The sequence below is a fragment of the Pseudomonas sp. No.117 genome (genome assembly GCF_054558395.1).
Map to the genome: position 1 here is coordinate 417,264 of NZ_BAAJNP010000004.1, position 20,112 is coordinate 437,375.

Consider the following 20,112-nt stretch of genomic DNA (forward strand, 5'->3'; position numbering starts at 1 on the left):
TACCCAGAGTAGTGGTCAGGCCGAGGTCGACATGAGCTCATCCCCGCGTTTCTGCTGTCAGTGCGGCAGCGCCGAGCTGATCCGCCGGCGCCCAGCCGGAGATAATCACGAACGGCTGCAATGCGCCGCCTGCCACCATGTGTTCTACGACAATCCGCGGATAATCGCCGGTTGCCTGGTGGAGCACCAGGAGCGCTATCTACTCTGCCGCCGCGCCATCGAGCCGCGCCTGGGCTACTGGACGCTACCGGCGGGCTTCATGGAGAACGGCGAGAGCGCCGAGCAGGCCGCCTTGCGCGAAACCTGGGAGGAAAGCGGCGTCAGGGCACGCATTCTGGCGCCCTACTCCATCTTCAACGCCGCTGCGGTCAACCAGGTCTATCTGATCTTTCGCGCCGAACTGCTCGAGATTACTGCCGAGGCTGGCCCCGAAACCTTGGAACGACGCTTCTTCGCTCCGCAAGAGCTGCCTTGGGCGGACCTCGCCTATCCTTCGATCCGCCAGATCCTCGAACGGCGGGTGCGAGAGCAGGCGCTGGGTCGTCACGGTCTGTACCTGGGCACCGCCGATGACGGCCAGCTCCACGCCCTGGGCTGATCGCGCCTGGCTCAGCGTGATGTCGCCGTCTGCAGGCGCGCCGCCTGGGCGGGCGAACCTTGGTAGGCCAGCCAGAAGTACAGCGGACAGGTGACCAGCAGGCCGACCAGCCACGACAGGTCCGCGCCCGCCACCAGCTCGGCGTAGGGCCCTTTGAACAGCGCCGTGTTGGCGAAGGGTAGCTGCACCAGGATACCGACGACGTAGGCGGCGATGGCGTGGCCGTTGAAACGGCCGTAGCGACCGCCATCCGCGGCGAACAGCGAGGGGATGTGGTAGTCGCCCCCCTTGATCAGATAGAAGTCGATCAGGTTGATCGCGGCCCAGGGCACCAGGATCATGGTCATGGCCAGTACCAGCCCGATGAATCTCTCGATGAAGTCGGCCGACGCCATCAGCGCCATGCCTGCGCAGCCCAGCAGCACCAGGCTGGACAGCATCACCTTGAGCCGCACGCCGGGCGTCCAACCGGCGGCGAAGGTCTGCACGCAGGTAATGAGGGAGAGCACCGCGCCATAGAGGTTGAGGGCGTTGTGGCTGATGATGTTGAGCAGGAACAGCACCATCAACACCGGGCCGAGCCAGCCGGTGGCCTGGGCCACGGCGGCCATGGCATCGAGACCTTGCGGCGCCGCCAGTACCGCCACCATGCCGAAGCTGAAGGCCAGGATGGTGCCCAGGGTAGCCCCCAGGTAGGTGGCCCAGAACGGCCGGGCGATGCCCACCGATTCCGGCAGGTAGCGCGAATAGTCGCTGGTATAGGGCGAGAAGCTCAGCTGCCAGATCACCCCGAGCGACAGGGTCGCGATGAAGCCGCTGGCGTTGAGGCTACCGCGGGTCAGGAAATCCGCCGGCAGCGGCTGGCTCAGCATCATGGCGAAGCCGGCCAGTAGCCCTGCCCCCATCACCCAGGTCCCCCAGCGGTTGAGCAGGTGGATGCAGCGATAGCCGATCACCCCGATGGCCGTGGCGCTGAGGGCGCCCAACACGATGGCCAGCGGCAAGGGCACCGCCGGCACCAGACCATGGATGGACTTGCCGGCCAGCACCACGTTGGAGGTGAAGAACCCCACGTAGATCAGCGCCGCGACAGCGACGATCAGCAAGGCTCCATAGCGCCCGAACTGGCCGCGGCTTTGCACCATCTGTGGGATGCCCAGCCGTGGCCCCTGGGCGGACGCCAGGGCCAGCACCAGACCACCGAGCCCATGGCCGAGCACGATGGCGAGCAGGCCCCAGGCCAGATCGAGGTGGAAGGTCTGGACCACCATGGCACCGGTGACGATGGGCAACGGGGCGATGTTGGTGCTGAACCAGAGGGTGAACAGATCGCGGCTGTGGCCGTGGCGCTCGGATGGCGCGACGTGATCCACGGTATGGGTTTCGATGGCGACGGCGGAGCGAGGGGCGACGGACATCCAGGAGTTCCATTGTTGTAGTTGTGGAAAACGCCTGCTGGACAGGTCGTTCTGGTAGGTAGAAAATATTATGGTATACCAGAATACACAACCGCTTTCTGGCAGCGTCGAGATCGCCTCCATGCCGGAAGGCAACGCCTCTTGCCATGAAACATATTATGGTATACCAATGATTACATCCGCCGGCCCTGCTGGCGCGTACCGTCAAACAAGAGCCGGTCGGGCCTGCCCGAAATGGCAGAGAAAGAGGTAGGCACCTATGAAGTTCTCCCTATTCGTGCACATGGAACGCTGGGACGACAGCGTCAGTCATCGGCAGCTTTTCGAAGAACTCACCGAGCTGACGCTGCTGGCCGAAGCCGGCGGCTTCTGTACCGTCTGGGTCGGCGAGCATCACGCCATGGAGTACACCATCTCCCCCAGCCCCATGCCCATCCTGGCTTACCTCGCCGCCCGTACCTCGACCATCCGCCTGGGTGCCGGAACCCTGATCGCGCCCTTCTGGCATCCCCTGCGTGCCGCCGGCGAATGCGCCCTGCTCGACGTGATCAGCGAAGGGCGCATGGAAGTGGGCCTGGCGCGTGGCGCCTACCAGGTGGAATTCGATCGCATGGCCGGCGGCCTGCCCGCCACCGCCGGCGGCAAGCACCTGCGCGAGCTGGTCCCCGCCCTGCGCAAGCTCTGGGAAGGCGACTACGCCCATGATGGCGAGATCTGGCAATTCCCCACCTCCACCAGCGTGCCCAAGCCACTCGGCACCCCGCCGATCTGGATCGCCGCGCGCGACCCCGACTCGCACAATTTCGCCGTGGCCAACGGCTGCAACGTCATGGTCACGCCCCTGATGAAGGGCGACGAGGAAGTGGTCGACCTCAAGCACAAGTTCGACGGGGCCCTGGCCAACAACCCCGGCGTCGCCCGGCCCAAGTTGATGGTGCTGCGCCACACCCATGTGCACGCCCCGGAAGAACCCGAGGGCTGGAAGATCGGCGCCCAGGCCATCGGCCGCTTCTACCGCACCTTCGATGCCTGGTTCGGTAACAAGGAAACCCCGGTCAACGGCTTCCTCGCACCGAGCCCCGAAGAGAAGTTTGTCGGCCGCCCTGAGTTCGAACTGGAGAACATCCGCAAGAACACCCTGATCGGCACCCCTGAGGAAGTGACCGCCCGCCTGCGTCACTACGAGGAACTGGGCGTCGACGAATTCAGCTTCTGGTGCGACAACAGCCTGCCCTTCACCGAGAAGAAGAAATCGCTGCAGCTGTTCATCGACCAGGTCGCACCCGCTTTCGCCTGAACGCGGGCCGCTCGGACTTACAAGGCTGCAGCACGCCTGAACGCTTGGCATACCATCATTTGACAGACAGACCAGGAGTCACCATGAGCTTCGAAATCCGTAAGGTCGTTACCTACCTCGAAGAGACCCACAGCGAAGGCGGCAAGGCCACCGACAAGCCGGTGACCATGGCCGGTGTCGCCGTGGTCATCCGCAATCCCTGGGCCGGCAAGGGCTTCGTCGAAGACCTCAAGCCGGAGATCAAGGCCCACTGCTCCGACCTCGGCGCCTTCATCGTCGAACGCCTGACCCGCGCCATCGGCGGTGCCGAGCGCATCGAGGCCTATGGCAAGGCGGCCGTGGTGGGCGCCGACGGTGAGATCGAACACGCCTCGGCGGTGATCCACACCCTGAGATTCGGCAATCACTACCGCGAGGCGGTGAAGGCCAAGAGCTACCTGAGCTTCACCAACAAGCGCGGCGCGCCGGGCACCTCCATCCAGATTCCCATGATGCACAAGGACGACGAGGGCCTGAGATCCCACTACATCACCCTGGAAATGCGCATCGAGGACGCGCCGCGCGCCGACGAGATCGTGGTGGTGCTGGGCGCCGCCGACGGTGGCCGCCTGCACCCACGCATCGGCAACCGCTACATCGACCTCGAGGAACTCGCGGCTGAAAAGGCCCGCTGAGGAGAATCCGCGAATGATCCGCTCTACAGATGCCAAGACCCCGGCCGGTACCGCCTTCAGCATCGCCGGCGACGGCAGCCCCCTCGTCCTGATCCACGGCGTGGGGCTCAGCAAGGAGATGTGGGGCGGTCAACTCGCGGGACTCGCGCCACGCTATCAGGTAATCGCCTACGACATGCTCGGCCACGGCGCCAGCCAGCGCCCGGCGCCGGACGCCACCCTCGACGACTATGCCGACCAGCTCGCCGAGCTGCTCGACCATCTCGCCGTGAAGACGGCCGCGGTGGTGGGCTTCTCCATGGGTGGCCTGGTCGCCCGCGCCTTCGCCCTGGGCCATCCGCAGCGGCTGGACGCGCTGGTGATCCTCAACAGCGTGTTCAACCGCTCCGTGGAGCAACGCGCGAGCGTGCTGGAGCGCACCCGCCAGGCCGAATTGGAAGGGCCTGACGCCAATCTGGATAGCGCCCTGGCGCGCTGGTTCAGCCGCGAGTACCAGGGTGCCAATCCGGCGCAGATCCAGGCGCTGCGCGAGACCTTCGCCCACAACGATCCCCAGGGCTATCTGACCACCTACGCCCTGTTCGCCACCCAGGACCGCTATGGCGCCGAGCGCCTCGACAGCATCCAGGTCCCCACCCTGGTGGCCACCGGCGAACTGGACAGCGGCTCCACCCCGGAGATGGCACGGCAGCTCGCGGCGTGGATTCCCCGGGCGCGGACTGCCGTGCTGCCCGATCAACGCCATATGATGCCGGTCGAGTCACCCAAGCTGGTCAACGCCCTGCTGCTGGACTTCCTCGACGAGGTCCTGAGCACGGCCTCCTCCACTTCCATCAAGGGATACGTGGCATGACCCTGCAACGCTTTCAGATGTGCATCGACGGCGAATGGACCCAATCCCGCGCGGGCCGCACCTTCGCCAGTCTCAATCCGGCCTCCGCCGAGGCCTGGGCGGAACTGCCCGATGCCGATGCCGAAGATGTCGACCGCGCCGTCCAGGCCGCCCAGCGCGCCTTCGAGGCGCCCGCCTGGTGCGGCCTTACCGCCACCGCCCGCGGCAAGCTGCTCCGCCGCCTGGGCGATCTCATCGCCGCGAACAAGGAAGCCCTGGCGCAGCTGGAGAGTCGCGACAATGGCAAGCTGATCCGCGAGACCCGTGGCCAGGTCGGCTACCTGCCGGAGTTCTTCCATTACACCGCCGGCCTGGCCGACAAGCTCGAAGGCGGTACCCTGCCGCTGGATAAGACCGACCTCTTCGCCTACACGGTGCACGAACCCCTGGGCGTGGTGGCGGGTATCGTGCCCTGGAACAGTCCGCTGTACCTCACCGCCATCAAGGTCGCCCCAGCCCTCGCCGCCGGTAACACCATGGTCATCAAGCCCTCCGAGCACGCCTCAGCCACCATCCTGGAGCTGGCGCGGCTGGCCCTGGAAGCCGGCATTCCGCCCGGGGTCTTCAATGTGGTGACCGGCTACGGTCCGGGTGCCGGCGCAGCGCTGAGTCGCCATCCGCTGGTGCGCAAGATCGCCTTCACCGGCGGTGCCGCCACCGCCCGCCACGTGGTGCGCGCCAGTGCCGAAAACTTCGCCAAGCTGAGTCTGGAGCTGGGTGGCAAGTCACCCAACATCATCTTCGCCGACGCCGACCTGGACAGCGCGGTCAATGGCGCGGTGGCCGGCATCTATGCCGCCTCCGGCCAGAGTTGCGTGGCCGGCTCGCGGCTGCTGGTACAGGACGAGATCTACGACGAATTCGTCGCCCGGCTGGTCGAGCGCGCCCAGCGCATCCGCATCGGCAATCCCCAGGACGACGCCAGCGAGATGGGCCCCATGGCCACCGAGCAGCAACTCGCCATCGTCGAGCGCCTGGTCGCCGACGCCCTGGCCGAAGGCGCCACCCTGCGCCTGGGTGGCAAGCGGCCGGATACCGGCAGCGCCGGCTGGTACTACGAACCCACCCTGCTCGAATGCGACCGCCATTCGCTGCGCATCATGCAGGAGGAAGTCTTCGGTCCGGTGGCCGCGGTGATCCGCTTCAAGGACGAGGCCGAGGCCCTGCGCCTGGCCAACGACAGCGAGCTGGGACTCGCCGCCGGTATCTGGACCCGCGACCTGGGCCGCGCCCATCGCCTGGCGCGGGACATCCGCTCCGGCATCGTCTGGGTCAACACCTATCGCGCCGTCTCGGCCATGGCGCCCATTGGCGGTTTCAAGAACAGCGGCTACGGCCGCGAGAGCGGCATCGACTCGGTACTGGCCTATACCGACACCAAGACGGTATGGATCAACCTGTCCCAGGCACCGATGCCCGATCCCTTTGTCATGCGTTGAACGAGGTTGGCAGTCATGATAGATCCCGCAGTCTACAAGCAGGTAATGGGCGCCTTTCCCTCCGGCGTTACCGTGGTCACCACCCTGGACGCCGAGGGCAACCTGGCCGGCCTGACCGCCAGCGCCTTCAGCGCCCTTTCGCTGGACCCCGCCCTGGTGCTGTTCTGCCCCAACTACAGCTCAGCTACCTATCCCCTGCTGCGCGACGGCAAGGGCTTCGCCATCCACCTGCTCGGCGCCGAACAGCAGCGCATCGCCTACGCCTTCGCCAGCAAGGGCAAGGACAAGACCCAGGGCATCGATTGGACGCGCAGCGCCCTGGGCAATCCGCTGCTGGCCGATGCCACCGCGGTGATCGAATGCGAGTTGTGGCGCGAATACGACGGCGGCGACCACGCCATCATCGTCGGGGCGGTGAAAAACCTCATCGTGCCGGAACAGGAGGTCGTCCCCATGCTCTATCACCGGGGCAAGATGGGTGCCGCGCCCGCCCACGCCTGAGGACCGCGCCGCGCCGACGGACTTATGGCATGCCAAGGGTGCATGCTAGACTTCGAGCTCATCGTACAGGCATGGGCTGTGCGGTCGTACGCCCCTTGGGGTTGTGCCGCCGCCCAGGCCATCGCCTGTGGAACCGGTCCGCCAGAGAGCCTCATGAGACGCGCGCAACTAGACGACAGCTTCAAGATCACCCGTAGCCCCGTCACCCTCCGCGAGATGGTGTGCAACCGTCTACGCCAGGCGATCCTGAACTTCCAGCTGCTCCCGGGCGATCGCCTGGTGGAGCGTGATCTCTGCGACCGCCTGGGCGTGAGCCGGACTTCGGTCCGTGAGGCGCTGCGTCACCTCGAATCCGAGGGCCTGGTGGAATTCGCTGATGCCCGCGGACCGCGCGTGGCCATCATCACCCTGGAGGACGCCTGCGACCTCTATGAGCTGCGCAGCGTGCTGGAAGGCATGATCGTGCAGTTGTTCACCCTGCGTGCCGGGCCTCAGGAGATCGCGGCGCTGGAACAGGCTCTGGTGGAAAATCGCGAAGCCCTGGAAGGTGCTGAGCTGCCGGAAGTCCTCGAACGCGTGCAGAACTTCTATGACGTGCTCATGGAAGGCTGCGGCAACCGCGTCGCCGCTACCCAGTTGCGCCAGTTGCAGGCCAGGGTCAGCTACCTGAGAGCCACCTCGGTGTCCCAGGCCAATCGCCGCCAGGCGAGCAATGCCGAAATGGAGCGCATCGTCGCCGCCATCCGCAGCGGTGATGCCCTGGCCGCTCACCAGGCCTCGGTCGACCACGTCCGGGCCGCCGCCAAGGTCGCCCTCGACTACCTGCGCCGCCAGCAGGAACACCAGGGCGAAGCACCGCGCGAACTCTTCACGCCGCAGGTGCAGGACGAGCCGCGCATCGAACGCTAGCGCCGCTCTTCCGGCCAGACCCGACGCCCGCCGCGCCTGGCCGTATCCCTCAGAGTCCTTCGACGATGAAGATCTCCGCCCGCGCCGCCGTCTGGCGGTGACCGCAGGCGTCCTGGTACTCAGCCGAGCGATAGCAGGCCAGCGCCTGCTCGTAGGAAGCGAATTCGATCACCACGCGCCGCGTGGCCCAGCCCTCGCCTTCCAGTTGCTCGGCGCGCCCGCCGCGGGCGAGAAAGCGGCCACCGTAGCGAGCGAAAGCCGCCGGCGCCCGCTCCGTGTAGCCGCGATAAGCCTCGGGATCGGTCACGTCGACCTGGGCGATCCAATAACCTTTCATGGCAACTTGCCTCTTTCTTTGGGTGTTGTCTAATGGTATACCAGAATACATAACCTTCTAGAAGCCTTGTGAGGACGTCGTGGCCATCCACCCTATCGAAGCGCTCATCGAGGATTTCCGGGCCGGCAAGATGGTCATCCTGGTGGATGACGAGGACCGCGAGAACGAAGGCGACATCCTCATCGCCGCGGACGCCTGCACGCCCGAGGCCATCAGCTTCATGGCCCGGGAAGGTCGCGGCCTGATCTGCCTGACCCTTACCGAAGAGCGCTGTCGCCAGCTCAACCTGATGCAGATGGTCAGCGACAACGGCACCGTACACGGCACGGCTTTCACGGTCTCCATCGAGGCGGCCAGCGGGATTTCCACCGGTATCTCGGCCGCCGATCGGGCCCGCACCATCGCCGCTGCCGTGGCGCCCGGCGCCACCCCGCGCGACCTGGTGCAGCCCGGCCACATCTTTCCCCTGCGTGCCCGCGACGGTGGCGTGCTGACCCGTGCCGGTCATACCGAGGCCGGTTGCGATCTGGCTCGGCTGGCGGGTCGCGATCCGTCCGCAGTGATCGTCGAGGTGATGAACGACGACGGCAGCATGGCTCGCCGGCCGGACCTGGAGCGCTTCGGCAAACACCATGGTATCAAGCTGGGCACCATCGCCGATCTCATCCATTACCGACTGCGCACCGAGCATACCGTGGTCCGCATCGGCGAGAGCGAACTGCCCACGGTGCACGGCACCTTCCGCCTGCTGACCTACGAAGACCGCATCGAGGGTGGCGTCCACCTGGCCATGGTGATGGGCGAGCTCGATCGCGAGACCCCTACCCTAGTCCGCGTCCATGCCCTGGACCCGCTGCGCGACCTAGTCGGCGCCGAATACAGCGGTCCGCCGAGCTGGACCCTGTGGGCCGCCCTGCAACGCGTCGCCGAGGAAGGCCATGGCATCGTGGTGGTGCTGGCCAACCACGAATCCTCCCAGGCGCTGCTCGCCCGGGTGCCCTCGCTGACCCAGCCCAAGCGCCTGTTCGAGCGCTCCCAGTCGCGCATCTACGCCGAAGTGGGGACCGGGGCCCAGATCCTGCAGGACCTGGGGGTCGGCCGCATTCGCCACCTCGGTCTGCCGCTGCGCTATGCCGGCCTGACCGGCTACGAACTGGAGATCGTCGAGACCGTCCCCTTCCACGGATGATGGCAAATCGTCATGCGGGAAGGCTTGCAAAAGGTTTGGAATACCATAATATCAAATTACGCCTAGGCCCGGATCAGACGGGCCCGACAGAACAAGACCAAGGCCTCCTTTTTCTGGCCCCTGGCCGCACTGCTCTTAGAACTGACAAGGTCTCCTGGCCGCGTCGATCCAATAACAGAGAGGGCATCAAGATGTTGCTGAAGCGCAAAGTCGTATCCGTGGTCGTCGCTGGCCTGCTCGCCACCCTGGGCGCTCAAGCCCAGGCGGAAAGCCTCAACTTCACCAGCTGGGGCGGGACTACCCAGGACGCCCAGAAGAAAGCCTGGGCCGAGCCCTTCACCCAGCAGACCGGCATCCAGGTGGTGCAGGACGGCCCCACCGACTACGGCAAGCTGCAGGCCATGGTGCAGAGCGGCAACGTCCAGTGGGACGTGGTCGACGTGGAGGCGGACTTCGCCCTGCGCGCCGCCCAGCAAGGGCTGCTCGAACCCCTGGATTTCAAGACCATCGACCGCAGCAAGATTGATCCGCGCTTCGTCAACGACCATGCCGTGGGCTCCTTCTTCTTCTCCTTCGTGCTCGGCTACAACCAGGGCAAGCTGGGCAGCAAGCAGCCCCAGGACTGGTCGGCGCTGTTCGATACCGCCACCTACCCCGGCAAGCGCGCCCTCTACAAGTGGCCGAGCCCCGGCGTGCTCGAACTCGCGTTGCTGGCCGATGGCGTACCCAAGGACAAGCTCTATCCGCTGGACCTGGATCGGGCCTTCAAGAAGCTCGACACCATCAAGAAGGACATCGTCTGGTGGGGCGGTGGCGCCCAGTCCCAGCAGTTGCTCGCCTCCGGTGAAGCGACCCTGGGCCAGTTCTGGAACGGCCGGGTCTATGCCCTGCAGCAGGACGGCGCACCGGTCGGCGTGAGCTGGAAGCAGAATCTGGTCATGGCCGACATGCTGGTGGTGCCCAAGGGCGCCAAGAACAAGGACGCGGCCATGAAGTTTCTCGCCGAGGCGAGTGGCGCCAAGGGCCAGGCGGACTTCGCCAACCTCACCGCCTACGCCCCGGTCAACGTCGACAGCGTCGCCAAGCTGACGCCCGACCTGGCCAAGAACCTGCCCACGGCCTATGCCAGCGAGCAGGTGACCCTGGACTTCGCCTACTGGGCCCAGCACGGTAGCGAGATCGCCAGTCGCTGGAACGAATGGCTGGTGAAATGACATGTCCGCCTCGAGCTCCAGCCGGGCGGTACTCGGCACCGCCACGGCCCCCAAGCGCCGGGTGAGCGATCCGGCGCGCAACCGGGGTGAGAGGGCCGTACGCTGGAAGGGGGCGAGTCATCTCTTCCCTGCCCTGCTGTTCCTTGGCCTGTTCTTCCTGATCCCGCTGATCGGCCTGCTGCTGCGCGGCTTTCTCGAACCCACGCCGGGCCTCGGCAACTACCAGACCCTGTTCGCCAACGGCGCCTACGCCCAGGTGCTGCTCAACACCTTTGGCGTCGCCGGCCTGGTGACCCTGTTCAGCGTGCTGATCGGCTTTCCGCTGGCCTGGACTATCACCCTGATGCCGCGTGGCTGGGGGCGATTGCTGTTCAACATCGTGCTGCTGTCGATGTGGACCAGCCTGCTCGCCCGCACCTATGCCTGGCTGGTGCTGCTGCAGGGCTCGGGGGTGATCAACAAGCTGCTCATGGCGATGGGACTGATCGACGAACCCCTGGCGCTGGTGAACAACCTGACCGGGGTGGTGATCGGCATGACCTACATCATGATCCCCTTCATCGTGCTGCCATTGCAGGCGACCCTGCAGGCCATGGACCCTATGGTGCTGCAGGCCGGCGCCATCTGCGGCGCCAGTCCCTGGACCAACTTCCGCAAGGTGTTCCTGCCGATGTGCCGGTCCGGCCTGGGCTCGGGGGCGCTGATGGTGTTCGTCATGTCGCTCGGCTACTACGTCACCCCGGCGCTGCTGGGCGGGGCGCAGAACATGATGCTGCCGGACTTCATCATCCAGCAGGTGCAGTCCTTCCTGAACTGGGGACTGGCCAGCGCCGCCGCGGCCTTGCTCATCGTCATCGCCCTGGTGCTGTTCGCCCTCTATCTCAGGCTGCAACCGGAATCCCCGGTCGACCCCCAGAACGCGAGGTGACCCATGCTGCTGACTCCCAACGCCATCGGCTGGCGCCTGCGCGGCGGCCTGCTGCTGATCACCGGCGCCATCGCCGCGGTCCTGCTGCTGCCCATCATCTTCATCGTGCTGCTGTCGTTCGGCTCCTCCCAGTGGCTGGTCTTCCCGCCGCCGGGCTGGACGCTGAAGTGGTACCAGCAATTCTTCGCCAACCCGGAATGGATGCAGGCCGCCCTGGCCAGCCTCAAGGTGGCGCTGCTGACCACTCTGGTCTCGGTGGCCCTGGCGCTGCCCTGCGCCTTCGCCCTGGTGCGCGGCCGGTTTCCCGGACGCAAGACGCTCTATGCGATCTTCACCCTGCCGATGATCGTGCCGCTGGTGGTGATCGCCGTGGCCATCTACGCGCTGTTCCTGCGCCTGGGCTACACCGGCACCCTGCTGGCCTTCGTGGTCAGCCATGTGATCGTCGCCCTGCCCTTCACCCTGATCGCCGTCATCAACTCGCTCAAGCTGTTCGATCAGTCCATCGAGGATGCCGCGGTGATCTGCGGTGCCTCGCGCCTGCAGGCCATCTACCGGGTGACCCTGCCGGGCATCTGGCCGGGCGTGTTCGCCGGGGCGCTGTTCGCCTTCCTGGTGTCCTGGGACGAGGTGGTGCTGAGCGTGATGATGGCCAGTCCCAACCTGCAGACGCTGCCGGTGAAGATGTGGTCCACCCTGCGCCAAGACCTGACTCCGGTGATCGCCGTGGCCTCCACCGTGCTGATCGGTCTTTCCCTGCTGGTGATGCTCGCCGCTGCCCTGCTGCGCCGCCGCCAACCCCAATCCCGCTGATACCCGGAGCCCTGCCATGAGCGTCGTCCTTCAGAACACCGCCGCCGCGGCCCCCCTGGTCCGCCTGCAGAACCTCAACAAGCATTATGGCGATTTCACCGCCGTGGACGATCTTTCGCTGGACATCCAGGAGGGCGAATTCCTCACCTTCCTGGGCTCCAGCGGCTCGGGCAAGTCCACCACCCTGTCGATGCTGGCGGGCTTCGAGACCCCCAGCTCGGGGGCCATCAGCGTCGCCGGCCGCTCGCTGCTGCGGGTACCGCCGCACCAGCGCGACATCGGCATGGTGTTCCAGCGTTATTCGCTGTTTCCGCACCTGTCGGTGCGCGACAACATCGGTTTCCCCCTGGACATCCGCAAGGTCGGCGCGGCGGAGCGCAACAAGAAGGTCGACGCCATGCTGCGCCTGGTGCAGCTCGACGCCTTCGCCCATCGGCGGCCGGCGCAGCTCTCCGGCGGCCAGCAGCAGCGGGTGGCCATCGCCCGGGCGCTGGTCTATGAACCGCGCATCCTGCTGATGGACGAGCCCCTCGGCGCCCTGGACAAGAAGCTGCGCGAAGACCTGCAGGACGAACTGCGCCAGTTGCACCGCCGGCTGGGGATCACCATCGTCTACGTGACCCACGACCAGGAAGAGGCGCTGCGGCTGTCGCAGCGCATCGCCATCTTCAGCCATGGCCGCGTCGTCGGCCTGGGCAGTGGCTACGACCTCTACCAGAATCCGCCGAATGCCTTCGTCGCGGCCTTTCTCGGCAACTCTAACTTTCTCAAGGTCACCGCCCGGGCCCAGGCCCATTGCACCTTCGAAGGCCAGGAGCTGGCGATGCGCCCGACCGCCGGCGTCAGACCGGAGCAGGCGTTGCTGCTGATGCTGCGACCGGAAAAGCTGCAACTGCTGACCACCGAACAGGCGGCGACCCTGCCCATGCCGGCGGGCTGGAACGAGATCCCGGCACGGGTCGGCGAGGCACTGTTCCTTGGCGAGAGCCAGAGCTGCATGCTGCAGACCGCAGGGGGTGCCCCGCTGATGGTCAAGTCGCTGGCCCATGCCCAGGGCCTGCAGCCCGGTCAGGTGGTGCGGCTGCGCTGGGCCGCCAGCGACGCCTGCGTCTACACCGAATGGAACGACGCTGACCTGAGCAAGGCGGCCGCTCACTGAGCCAGCCCAGGGCAGCGCCAGTCGCTGCCCTGGGCTCAGATCCGCCTGGCCCCAGCGGGCGCGAGCCCCCCTTACCGCTGCGCAATCCCCCCCCGGAGGGCCGACCCGGCAAGGCGTACCCCGGCATACCTCGAACGCCTTGCCTCTACCAGGCGCCAGTTCTCGCGGGCAGCGCGCAGCGGTGTTCGGCAAAAGGCAGACCAAGGAGAACACCTGAACGGGGCAAGCGCTCGGCCGACGACCTCGCCTGGGCTCGCCGCACCAGTCGCTTGATCCGCACGGGACGCCGCGCGTCTGGCTGTAAGCTGGGCCGCGGAACGGCCCAGCCAGGCGTGCGCAGGTACTAGCGCGAGCCGGTGTTCGCGTGTTGGCTACCATCCAGGACATCAGGGGCGTTGACCAGGAGAACGCACCTCATCCGCCAGCCGGACGGACGAGGCCCGTGACCGCCTACAGGCGGAAGCGACTGATCCGAGCCGTCAATTCCTCTCCCAGCTGTCCCAGCTCCATGCTGGCCGTGGACATTTCCTGGCTGGCGGTGACACTGGCCTCGGCCAGCGCCTCGACGACGGCAACGCTTCGCCCCACCTCGCCAGCGACCCGGCTCTGTTCTTCGGCGGCCGCCGCGATCTGCAGATTCATCGCCTGCATGTTGGTGACCTGGTTGCCGATGAGCTGCAAGGCTTCACCCGCGTGTTGGATCAGGGTCACCGCCTGGCCGGTCTGCGAGCGACTGGTACCCATGCAGGCGGCAGCCTGGGTGGCACGGTCACCCAGATCGGCAACGCTGCGCTCGATCTCGGTGACCGACTGCTGGGTACTGCGGGCGAGATTGCGCACCTCGTCGGCCACCACCGCGAAACCGCGCCCGGCCTCTCCGGCACGCGCCGCTTCGATGGCGGCATTCAGCGCCAGCAGGTTGGTCTGCTCAGCGACCGCCTTGATCACCCCGGTGACCGCACCGATGCGTTCGCTCTCGCGCAGCAGCGCATCCATCGCCGTGGCGGCCTGCAGCATCTCCCGGGCGAGCGCGTCCACCGCGGCGATCGCCTGGCGCACCCGGGCATCGCCATCCCCTGCGGCCCGCTCGACCTGCTGCGAGGTCTGCGACGCCATTTCGGCATGGCTGGCGACTTCCTGGGCGCTCGCGGTCAACTGCACGATGGCGGTGGCCACCTGCCGCGTTTCCTGGCCTTGCCGTTCCACCCCTTCACGGGTCCGCTCGGCACTGGCGGTGAGGCCCTGAGCTGCACCCTGCAGCTGCGCCGTGCCCTCCTGGACCTGGCCAACCAGGCCGCGTAACCCGGCGGTCATCTCGCCCATGCTGGCTTGCAGCTGACCCAGTTCATCGCGTCGCGTCACCGCGGGCACCGACGACAGGTCGCCACCGGCGATGCGGCGTGCCTGCAGCAGCGAAGCCCGGAGCGGCTGCATCAACAGGTGGGTGATGAGCCAGCCGGCGAGCAGCCCGGCCAGCAGCGCCAGGGCAGTGATCACGGCGAGCCAACGGTAGGCCTGCCGACTATCCATGTCGCGCTGAGCGACCGTCTGGGTCGCCAGTTCGCGACCCTTGAGGAGAATCTGGTCTTCCAGGCCGCGCAGGGTCTCGGCAGCCTGCTCGGCCTGGTGCCGCGCCTGCTGGAAGTCGCCGATGGACTGCTGGTAATGCACCAGGGCCTGTTCGGCCAGATCCAGGCTGGGCTTGTCGCGGGCTGATGCGCTGACCAGGCGGCGCTTCAGTTCAGCCAGTGTGGCCGCCATGTCGGCATCGGCCTTGGCTTGCTGGTCGGCGTCGCCGGTAAGCAAGTAACGTTGCAGGCTGTACCTCACATCGCGCAGACGCCGATCCAGCACCCCGATGGCGCGGAATTGCCCGAGGCGCTGGCCCGGATAGAACTCCGGCGCATCGCTGCTGGCCAGGTTCTTCTCGATCTCGCTCACCGCCTGCAGGGCCTGGTCGGCCCGGGTGCCGAGCAACCCCGCCGCCTGCCCCTGGCGCTCGTAGGCCGCCACCAGGGCAGTCAGGGTCTGGCCGTACTTGCCGGTCAGTTCGCTTTGCTGCCCAAGCAATCGCTCAGTGGTCGGATCGAGCCCCAGCCGCTGCAGTTCACCCTGCCGCTCACCGAGGGTCTTGAGGCGCGTGGCCAGCTCCTTGGCGGCGGCGTCGCTCACTTGATAGGAGTAGTCCAAGCGGGTGATACGCAGGTCTTTGGCGGCTTCGGTGAGTTCACCAATGGCCACCAGCCGATCGCTGCTGCGCCCCAGCATGCCAATGGTGTTCCAGCCGGTCGCCGCGATGGCCAGGGTCAGTAGCAGGACACTGCCAAAGCCCAACGCCAGCTTGTGAGTCGTCTTCAGATCCTTGAACCAGGTACGCATAAGCATCTCCGTATCGAAGCGAGGCTTCTTGGACAGCCATCGAACAGTGTTCAACTGACACCTGATGGTATACCAGAAGACAACTCTGCTCCCATCCTTCGTCCCTTGCCGCGCCTCGTTCATCCGATTCGCCCGCGGCGCTCTATCACGGCATTCCCGCTGGGGCGTTGCAGACGTTCGCGTGAGCAAGGCGTCAGGACGCGTCCGCGCAGGGCCATGGCGAAGAGTGGCAGCGCCGCCAAGGGCCGAAGACCGCCGCCAACAACGTGCAGACAGGGTCTGCAACACCACCCTAGCGGTCGCGCGCCTCGCCGCTCGCGGAGCGGAGGAATTGCCGAAACGCCTGGGCCCCAGGGCCCAGGCGCTCCTCGGGACTCCAGATCAGGCCCAGCTCCATGGGCGGGATGGCATCGGCCACGGGGCGGGCTTCCAGCTTGCGGCCTTCCAGCGACCAGCCGCGATAGAGCATGTCGGAGAGGATGGTCACGCCGAAGCTGTGGGCGACCAGGCCGCGCAGGGATTCCATGGACGAGGTCTTGAACACCACGTTGGGTTCCAGGCCCGCCGCGCGCCAGTAGCGCAGGGTCGAGGTCTCGCCTTCGTCCACCGTGGCGAGGATGTAGGGATAGGGGGCGATGTCGGCCAGGGTGACGCGCTCCGGCGCCAGCAGCGGATGAGCGCTGGGCAGCCAGAGCTGACGCGGCGAGCGCATCAGCAGATGACGCTCGAAGGGCTGGGTGGCGTCGACGTTGGAGATGACGGTGAGACCCAGCTCCAGGGTGCCGTCGGTGATGCCGGCTTCGATACTGGGTCGGTCCATGTCGCGCAGGTCGATGTCGATCTGCGGATAGCTGCGCTTGAAGCGCGCCAGCAGGGTCGGCAGGTAGTAGCCGAGCACCGCATAGGAGGCGCCGACGCGGGCCTGGCCGGTCAGGGCATGACTCTGGAACAGCGGCTGGCTGACGGCGTCCTGCAAGGTGTCGAGGATGTGCCGGGCATGGTGATAGAACTGGTGGCCCTCGGCGGTGAGCTTGACGCCGTGGGGCAGGCGCTCGAACAGCTGCACGGCGAGCATCGCCTCCAGCTGGCTGACCGCCGTGGTGACCGCCGACTGGCTGACGTTGACCGCGCTGGCGGCCAGGGAGAACTGGCTGCTCTCGGCGGCGGCGACGAAATAGCGCAGTTGCCGCATCGAGATGTCCTTGAGCAGTGCCATCTGATTTTCCAATACCTGGATTCTATTTTTATCGTTTCACGATAGCGCATTTCTCCTCCTAGACTCAGAGGCACAGGCGCGCCGCCTTCCTCTCGCGGTCGCCACGACAAGAACAATGAACAGGAGGACGGACCATGAGCGCCCTGGCGCCCGCGTTCCGCACCCGCGCGTCGAGCGCACCCTTGCCCAGCCGTCGGCGGCCCTGCCCGACGTCCTTGCGGCTATCGCTTTCAGGCCACGCCCGCGCCTGGCCGATGACAAAGCCCCGCCCTGTCCCTTTCCGCTCCGCACCGTGCCTGGCGGCCGCCCTGCGCACGCCTGATCGGCTGACCGCTCGCACCCGACAATCCCAACAACAGGTGACCCCATGAGCTATCCGAGTCTCAACTTCGCCCTGGGCGAGACCCTCGACCTGCTGCGCGATCAGGTGCGCACCCTAGTCGCCCGCGAGGTGGCGCCCCGCGCAGGCGAGATCGATGCCAGCAACAGCTTCCCCATGGATCTCTGGCGCACCTTCGGTGACCTGGGGCTGCTTGGCATCACCGTAGGCGAGGAATACGGCGGCGCAGGACTTGGCTACCTGGCCCATGCGGTGGCCATGGAAGAGATCAGCCGCGGCTCGGCTTCAGTGGCCCTGTCCTACGGCGCCCATTCCAATCTCTGCGTCAACCAGATCCATCGCAATGGCAGCGCCGCGCAGAAGGCCCGCTACCTGCCCGGACTGGTCAGCGGCGAGCACGTCGGCGCCCTGGCCATGAGCGAACCCAATGCCGGCTCGGACGTGGTCTCCATGAAGTTGCGCGCCGAACGCCGCGGCGATCGCTATGTGCTCAATGGCAGCAAGACCTGGATCACCAACGGGCCCGATGCCCACACCTATGTCATCTACGCCAAGACCGAACCGGAAAAGGCAGCCCATGGCATCACCGCCTTCATCGTCGAGCGTGACTGGAAGGGCTTCAGCCGCGGCAGCAAGTTCGACAAGCTGGGCATGCGCGGCTCCAACACCTGCGAGCTGTTCTTCGACGACGTGGAGGTGCCGGAGGACAACGTGCTGGGCCAGGTCAATGGCGGGGTCAAGGTGCTGATGAGCGGCCTGGACTACGAGCGGGTGGTGCTCGCCGGCGGCCCGGTGGGCATCATGCAGGCCTGCCTGGACGTGGTGCTGCCCTATGTGCATGACCGCCGGCAATTCGGCCAGAGCATCGGCGAATTTCAGCTGATCCAGGGCAAGCTGGCCGATCTCTACACCGGGCTCAACGCCAGCCGCGCCTATCTCTATGCGGTGGCCCAGGCCTGCGACCGCGGCGAGACCACCCGCAAGGACGCCGCCGGGGTGATCCTCTACACCGCCGAGAAGGCCACCCAGATGGCCCTGGAAGCCATCCAGATCCTCGGCGGCAACGGCTACATCAACGAGTACCCCACCGGCCGCCTGCTGCGTGACGCCAAGCTCTACGAGATCGGCGCCGGCACCAGCGAGATCCGCCGCATGCTGATCGGCCGCGAGCTGTTCAACGAAACCCGGTGAGGACGCCTTCATGACCGTGCTGACCTCCACGCTGAACCGCCGCGCTGCCGACTACCAGCGCAACGCCGCCGCCATGGCCGAACAACTGGCCCGGCTCGACGGGCTGCTGGCGCGCATCCGCGAAGGCGGCGGGGCCAGGGCCCAGGCGCGCCATACCGCGCGCGGCAAGCTGCTCCCTCGCGCGCGCATCGATCTGTTGCTGGACCCGGGCTCGCCCTTCCTGGAAATCGGCGCCCTGGCCGCCCTCGACGTCTACGAGGAAGAGGTACCGGCCGCCGGGGTGGTGGCCGGCATCGGCCGCATCGAGGGCGTCGAGTGCATGATCATCGCCAACGACGCCACGGTGAAGGGCGGCTCCTACTATCCGCTCACGGTGAAGAAGCACCTGCGCGCCCAGGCCATCGCCCTGCAGAATCGGCTGCCCTGCCTCTATCTGGTGGATTCCGGCGGCGCCAACCTGCCGCGCCAGGAGGACGTCTTCCCCGACCGCGAGCACTTCGGGCGAATCTTCTTCAACCAGGCGACCATGAGCGCCCAGGGCATCCCGCAGATCGCCGTGGTGATGGGTTCCTGCACCGCCGGTGGCGCCTATGTGCCGGCCATGAGCGACGAGACCATCATGGTGCGCCAGCAGGCCACCATCTTTCTCGCCGGCCCGCCGCTGGTGAAGGCCGCCACCGGCGAGGTGGTCAGCGCCGAGGAGCTGGGCGGCGCCGATGTCCATTGCCGGACCTCCGGCGTGGCCGACCACTACGCCGAAGACGACGCCCATGCCCTGACGCTGGCCCGGCGCTGCATCGCCAACCTCAACTGGCGCAAGCTGGGCGACTTGCAACTGAAGACGCCTATCCCGCCCCTCTACCCGGCCGAGGAACTGCACGGTCTGGTGCCGGCCGATCCCAAGCAGCCGCTGGAGGTGCGCGAGGTGATCGCGCGGCTGGTGGACGGCAGCGTCTTCGATGAATTCAAGGCGCAATTCGGCACCACCCTGGTCTGCGGCTTCGCCCACTTGCACGGCCATCCGGTGGCCATCCTCGGCAACAACGGCATCCTCTTCGCCGAATCGGCGCAGAAAGGCGCGCACTTCATCGAACTGGCCTGCCAGCGCCGCATCCCGCTGCTGTTCCTGCAGAACATCACCGGCTTCATGGTCGGCAAGAAATACGAGGAAGGCGGCATCGCCAAGCACGGCGCCAAGCTGGTCACCGCGGTGGCCTGCGCCCAGGTACCCAAGTTCACCGTGATCATCGGCGGCAGCTTTGGCGCCGGCAACTACGGCATGTGCGGTCGCGCCTACGATCCACGCTTCCTGTGGATGTGGCCCAACGCGCGCATCGGCGTGATGGGTGCTGAGCAGGCGACCGGGGTGCTGGTGCAGGTCAAGCGCGAGCAGGCCGAACGCGCCGGCGAGGCCTTCGACGATGAGGAAGCGGCGCGGATCAAGGCCCCCATCGTCGAGCAGTACGAGCGCCAGGCCCATGCCCACTATTCCAGCGCGCGGCTGTGGGACGACGGGGTGATCGACCCGGCCCAGACCCGCGAGGTCCTCGCCCTGGCCCTGTCGGCCAGTCTCAACGCCCCTCTCGAGCCGACGACCTTCGGCGTCTTCCGGATGTAG

The 20,112-nt window shown here is 66.6% G+C and carries 17 protein-coding genes and 2 pseudogenes; 14 read left to right on the forward strand and 5 right to left on the reverse strand.

Annotated elements, in window-relative coordinates; genetic code table 11:
- The first annotated feature begins 31 nt into the window (after nt 1-31).
- Nucleotides 32-598, forward strand: coding sequence for an NUDIX hydrolase (locus ACYJP6_RS11810; protein ID WP_459475162.1), 567 nt, complete (start codon nt 32-34; stop codon nt 596-598).
- An 11-nt stretch (nt 599-609) separates the two neighbouring features.
- On the opposite strand, the gene ACYJP6_RS11815 is transcribed toward ACYJP6_RS11810, so the two are convergent.
- Nucleotides 610-2,016 carry a purine-cytosine permease family protein gene (locus ACYJP6_RS11815; RefSeq protein WP_459475163.1) on the reverse strand — a complete coding sequence of 469 codons (1,407 nt, stop codon included), beginning with the start codon at nt 2,014-2,016 and terminating at the stop codon, nt 610-612.
- Nucleotides 2,017-2,275: 259 nt separating this feature from the next.
- Here ACYJP6_RS11815 and ACYJP6_RS11820 point away from each other — a divergent pair, with 259 nt between their 5' ends.
- From ACYJP6_RS11820 to ACYJP6_RS11845, 6 genes are all read left to right on the forward strand, one after another.
- A complete protein-coding gene (locus ACYJP6_RS11820) occupies nt 2,276-3,313 on the forward strand; it encodes an LLM class flavin-dependent oxidoreductase (RefSeq protein WP_459475164.1) in 1,038 nt (345 codons plus the stop codon).
- An 83-nt stretch (nt 3,314-3,396) separates the two neighbouring features.
- The gene (locus ACYJP6_RS11825) at nt 3,397-3,987 is read left to right on the forward strand and encodes an amino acid synthesis family protein (RefSeq protein ID WP_059229647.1); all 591 of its coding nucleotides are present in this window, start codon (nt 3,397-3,399) and stop codon (nt 3,985-3,987) included.
- Between the two features lie 13 nt (nt 3,988-4,000).
- The gene (locus tag ACYJP6_RS11830; protein ID WP_459475166.1) at nt 4,001-4,840 is read left to right on the forward strand and encodes an alpha/beta fold hydrolase; all 840 of its coding nucleotides are present in this window, start codon (nt 4,001-4,003) and stop codon (nt 4,838-4,840) included.
- On the forward strand, nt 4,837-6,318 hold the full coding sequence (locus ACYJP6_RS11835; protein ID WP_459475167.1) for an aldehyde dehydrogenase: 1,482 nt from the start codon (nt 4,837-4,839) through the stop codon (nt 6,316-6,318). The genes ACYJP6_RS11830 and ACYJP6_RS11835 overlap by 4 nt, the downstream gene beginning before the upstream one ends.
- Before the next feature lie 15 nt (nt 6,319-6,333).
- Nucleotides 6,334-6,819, forward strand: a complete 486-nt coding sequence (locus ACYJP6_RS11840; RefSeq protein ID WP_459475169.1) for a flavin reductase family protein — start codon at nt 6,334-6,336, stop codon at nt 6,817-6,819.
- 153 nt (nt 6,820-6,972) lie between these two features.
- Nucleotides 6,973-7,728, forward strand: a complete 756-nt coding sequence (locus tag ACYJP6_RS11845; RefSeq protein ID WP_459475170.1) for a GntR family transcriptional regulator — start codon at nt 6,973-6,975, stop codon at nt 7,726-7,728.
- 49 nt (nt 7,729-7,777) lie between these two features.
- Here the strand turns inward: ACYJP6_RS11845 and ACYJP6_RS11850 are convergent, their stop codons facing one another.
- Nucleotides 7,778-8,065 (reverse strand): DUF1330 domain-containing protein, encoded by a 288-nt coding sequence (locus ACYJP6_RS11850; protein WP_459475171.1) that lies wholly within the window; start codon nt 8,063-8,065, stop codon nt 7,778-7,780.
- A 79-nt stretch (nt 8,066-8,144) separates the two neighbouring features.
- Between ACYJP6_RS11850 and ribBA the strand changes: the two genes are divergently transcribed.
- From ribBA to ACYJP6_RS11875, 5 genes are all read left to right on the forward strand, one after another.
- Nucleotides 8,145-9,254, forward strand: a complete 1,110-nt coding sequence (gene ribBA, locus ACYJP6_RS11855) for a bifunctional 3,4-dihydroxy-2-butanone-4-phosphate synthase/GTP cyclohydrolase II (RefSeq protein ID WP_459475172.1) — start codon at nt 8,145-8,147, stop codon at nt 9,252-9,254.
- A 191-nt stretch (nt 9,255-9,445) separates the two neighbouring features.
- Nucleotides 9,446-10,468 (forward strand): ABC transporter substrate-binding protein, encoded by a 1,023-nt coding sequence (locus ACYJP6_RS11860; protein WP_241809949.1) that lies wholly within the window; start codon nt 9,446-9,448, stop codon nt 10,466-10,468.
- 1 nt (nt 10,469) lies between these two features.
- Nucleotides 10,470-11,396, forward strand: a complete 927-nt coding sequence (locus ACYJP6_RS11865) for an ABC transporter permease (protein ID WP_459475173.1) — start codon at nt 10,470-10,472, stop codon at nt 11,394-11,396.
- Between the two features lie 3 nt (nt 11,397-11,399).
- Nucleotides 11,400-12,209, forward strand: coding sequence for an ABC transporter permease (locus tag ACYJP6_RS11870; RefSeq protein ID WP_459475174.1), 810 nt, complete (start codon nt 11,400-11,402; stop codon nt 12,207-12,209).
- A 16-nt stretch (nt 12,210-12,225) separates the two neighbouring features.
- Nucleotides 12,226-13,368 carry an ABC transporter ATP-binding protein gene (locus ACYJP6_RS11875; RefSeq protein ID WP_459475175.1) on the forward strand — a complete coding sequence of 381 codons (1,143 nt, stop codon included), beginning with the start codon at nt 12,226-12,228 and terminating at the stop codon, nt 13,366-13,368.
- Nucleotides 13,369-13,818: 450 nt separating this feature from the next.
- Here the strand turns inward: ACYJP6_RS11875 and ACYJP6_RS11880 are convergent.
- From ACYJP6_RS11880 to ACYJP6_RS11890, 3 genes and pseudogenes are all read right to left on the reverse strand, one after another.
- Nucleotides 13,819-14,337, reverse strand: a pseudogene (locus ACYJP6_RS11880) (methyl-accepting chemotaxis protein); the annotation flags it as partial.
- A 339-nt stretch (nt 14,338-14,676) separates the two neighbouring features.
- A pseudogene (locus ACYJP6_RS11885) lies at nt 14,677-15,870 on the reverse strand (methyl-accepting chemotaxis protein); the annotation flags it as partial.
- Nucleotides 15,871-16,039: 169 nt separating this feature from the next.
- Complete coding sequence (locus tag ACYJP6_RS11890; protein ID WP_459475176.1) at nt 16,040-16,963, reverse strand: LysR family transcriptional regulator; 924 nt, start codon at nt 16,961-16,963, stop codon at nt 16,040-16,042.
- A gap of 367 nt (nt 16,964-17,330) precedes the next feature.
- Here ACYJP6_RS11890 and ACYJP6_RS11895 point away from each other — a divergent pair, with 367 nt between their 5' ends.
- Both ACYJP6_RS11895 and ACYJP6_RS11900 read left to right on the forward strand, forming a co-directional pair.
- Nucleotides 17,331-18,494 (forward strand): isovaleryl-CoA dehydrogenase, encoded by a 1,164-nt coding sequence (locus tag ACYJP6_RS11895; RefSeq protein WP_459475177.1) that lies wholly within the window; start codon nt 17,331-17,333, stop codon nt 18,492-18,494.
- A gap of 10 nt (nt 18,495-18,504) precedes the next feature.
- Nucleotides 18,505-20,112 (forward strand): carboxyl transferase domain-containing protein, encoded by a 1,608-nt coding sequence (locus ACYJP6_RS11900; RefSeq protein ID WP_459475178.1) that lies wholly within the window; start codon nt 18,505-18,507, stop codon nt 20,110-20,112.